This is a genomic window from Bradyrhizobium sp. PRIMUS42 (assembly GCF_023006515.1).
Classification (GTDB): Bacteria; Pseudomonadota; Alphaproteobacteria; order Rhizobiales; family Xanthobacteraceae; genus Bradyrhizobium.
On the sequence record NZ_JALBGZ010000850.1, the window covers coordinates 1 to 2,447 of the forward strand.

Consider the following 2,447-nt stretch of genomic DNA (forward strand, 5'->3'; position numbering starts at 1 on the left):
GACGGTGCGGATCGGCGCGCCCGACGGGTTCGGCACCGCTTTCCTGGCGCCGCGGCTGGCGCCCTTCGCCGACCGGTATCCCGATCTCGATTTGCAGCTTGTGGCCACCGCGCGGCTGTTCAGTCTCTCCAAGCGCGAGGCCGATATCGCCATCAGCCTGACCATGCCGAAGGAAGGCCGCATCGTCGGCCGCAAGCTGCTCGACTACCGGCTTGGGCTCTATGCCGCTCCCGCCTATCTCGACCGCTTCCCTGAGATCACCTCGCGGCAGGACCTGCCGCAGCACCGCTTCGTGGGCTACATCGAGGAGCTGCTGTTCACGCCGGAGCTCGATTATCTGCCGCAGGTCTCGCCGCGGATCTCCGCGCGCTTCCGCAGCGCCAATCTGATTGCGCAGCTCAACGCCACGCTCTCCGGCTTCGGCATCGCGGTGCTGCCCCACTTCATGGCGAGCGATTATCCGCAGCTGGTGGCCGTGCTGCCGGAGGAGATCTCGATCACGCGGACGTTCTGGATGCTGATGCACGCCGACAGCAAGGATCTGGCGCGGATCCGGGCGGTCGCGGATTACATCGGTGAGATCGTGGAGAGCGAACGGGCGCTGTTTGCAGGGCGGTAAGCAAAAGTCTCGTAGGGTGGGCAAAGCGAAAGCGTGCCCACCGTCTATCGCAACCCTGAGAAATGGTGGGCACGGCGCTGACGCGCCTTTGCCCACCCTACGGCATCTCGCCTAGTTCTGCTTCGCCTTCTTCGCGGCCGTCACCTTCCGCTCGCGCTTGTCGCCATCCAGCGCACTGTCCCTGCCCGCCTTCAACACCTCGTCCGAGAGCTCGCTCGACCCGGCAATGCGCGCCAGCAGCACGGTACCGGCCATCGTCGCCATCGTCGCAACCGCCTGCTTGCGGGCGGCCTTGCGCGGCATGTTCGGGATGTAGTCCGCGAGCAGCTCGATCATCTCGTCGAGCTTGCCGGCAAATGCCTTTCGCGTCTTGGGGCTCTCGCGGGCGATCTCGGCGCCGAGGGCGGGGATCGAACAGCCACTGCCGGGATTGTCGCGATGCAGCGTGGAGAGATAACTCTCCGCGACCAGCGCCAACCGCTTTTCAGGAGCAGCCTCGTCAGTGAGCTCGCGCCAATGGTCCATGGAACGATCCATGGCGTAGGAGAAGGCTTCCATCACCAGCGCCTCGCGGGAATCGAAATGCGCATAGAAGCCGCCATGGGTCAGGCCCGCCTCTTTCATGAGATCGGCGACACCGATGCCGTGGGCCCCCTTCTCGCGCAGCCGCACCGAAGCTTTCTTCACGATGCGGTCGTGGGTTTCCTGCTTGTGTTCCCGGGAATAGCGCATGCGGATCTCATTGGATGTCGATGGTCATCTTATAACACGCAAACGACGCAATGGGTGCATTAATTCATGTTAAGTTGCCTCCGATCATGGAAAACGTTGCAGTTGCATGCACCGCAAGGGCGCCCTTGCCGTCGCGGACGAAGCCCTCGGCGTAGCTGGTCTGCCGTCCCAGCTTGATCACCTTCCCTTCGGCCGAGATCAGCCCGGACCGGACCGAGAGCGGGCGCAGGAAGGCCAGCTTCAGGTCGAGAGTGACCGAGCTCTGGCCGGCTTCCAGCCGGGTCGAAACGGCGCAGCCCATCGCGGTATCGAGCAGCGCGGCGGCCGTCGCTCCGTGGATGAGACCGATGGTGTTTTCGAGATCCTCGCGCGGCTCCAGTTCCACGACGACCCGACCCGGCTCGACCGTCGTCACCGTGAAACCGATCAGTTTCGCGAAAGGCGGCGGCGGCAGCCGGCCGTCGCGAATCCCCAGCATGGCGTCCATGCCCGATAGGCCCATCGCGACTTTCGCGACCGGCGCAGGCACTTGCCACTCCACCACACGCTCGCGTCGCTGCGCGGGCGAAAACAGGTCGAGTTGATCGTTACTGGTCATGTCAGCCTTTTTATATTACCAGCATCATACTATGGTGCGGACTTCGCGCTGGCAACTCGATCCCCTACCCGCTTGACAAGTCGAGCGTTTCGGCCCGGAAGTGATCATGACCGGCGCGTCCCGCGCATGTCCACGAAACCTTCGAGTTCCACGATGGAAATGCTCAACACCCACTGCGGCGTGACGCGCGATGCGCGCGGCGTCGTTGATGTCGCGATCTGCAACGCCGGCCCGCTCAACATCCTCGGCTCGCCCGTAACCGACGCCGTGCGCGAAGGCCTGCAGCAGCTCTGCTCCGACCGCAGCATCCGCGTCGTGGTGCTGCGCGGCCAGAGCGAGAAGAGCATGATCGGCGGCGCCGACATCAAGGAGATGGCCAAGCTCGACCAGAAGTCCGCCGAGGCCTTCATCAGCCGCCTGCGCGATCTCTGCGAAGCGGTGCGCCAGTTCCCTGCGCCCGTGATCGCGCGCATGCCCGGCTGGTGCCTCGGCGGTGGG

The 2,447-nt window shown here is 64.6% G+C and carries 4 protein-coding genes; 2 read left to right on the top strand and 2 right to left on the bottom strand.

Features of this window, described 5'->3' with window-relative positions; all coding sequences use genetic code 11:
- Positions 1-619, top strand: a 619-nt coding sequence (locus MOV75_RS34630; protein ID WP_247007588.1) for a substrate binding domain-containing protein, incomplete at its 5' end; no start/stop codon positions are given.
- A gap of 111 nt (positions 620-730) precedes the next feature.
- Here MOV75_RS34630 and MOV75_RS34635 read toward each other — a convergent pair.
- Both MOV75_RS34635 and MOV75_RS34640 read right to left on the bottom strand, forming a co-directional pair.
- Positions 731-1,351 carry a TetR/AcrR family transcriptional regulator gene (locus tag MOV75_RS34635; RefSeq protein ID WP_246931416.1) on the bottom strand — a complete coding sequence of 207 codons (621 nt, stop codon included), beginning with the start codon at positions 1,349-1,351 and terminating at the stop codon, positions 731-733.
- A gap of 64 nt (positions 1,352-1,415) precedes the next feature.
- The gene (locus MOV75_RS34640; protein ID WP_246931415.1) at positions 1,416-1,949 is read right to left on the bottom strand and encodes a PaaI family thioesterase; all 534 of its coding nucleotides are present in this window, start codon (positions 1,947-1,949) and stop codon (positions 1,416-1,418) included.
- Positions 1,950-2,102: 153 nt separating this feature from the next.
- Here MOV75_RS34640 and MOV75_RS34645 point away from each other — a divergent pair.
- On the top strand, positions 2,103-2,447 hold a 345-nt coding region (locus MOV75_RS34645), incomplete at its 3' end, for an enoyl-CoA hydratase-related protein (protein ID WP_247007589.1).

Bases quoted from the DNA above. Each gene is read 5' to 3' on its own strand.
- MOV75_RS34635 (WP_246931416.1), bottom strand. From the start codon at position 1,351: ATGCGCTATTCCCGGGAACACAAGCAGGAAACCCACGACCGCATCGTG.
- MOV75_RS34640 (WP_246931415.1), bottom strand. From the start codon at position 1,949: ATGACCAGTAACGATCAACTCGACCTGTTTTCGCCCGCGCAGCGACGC.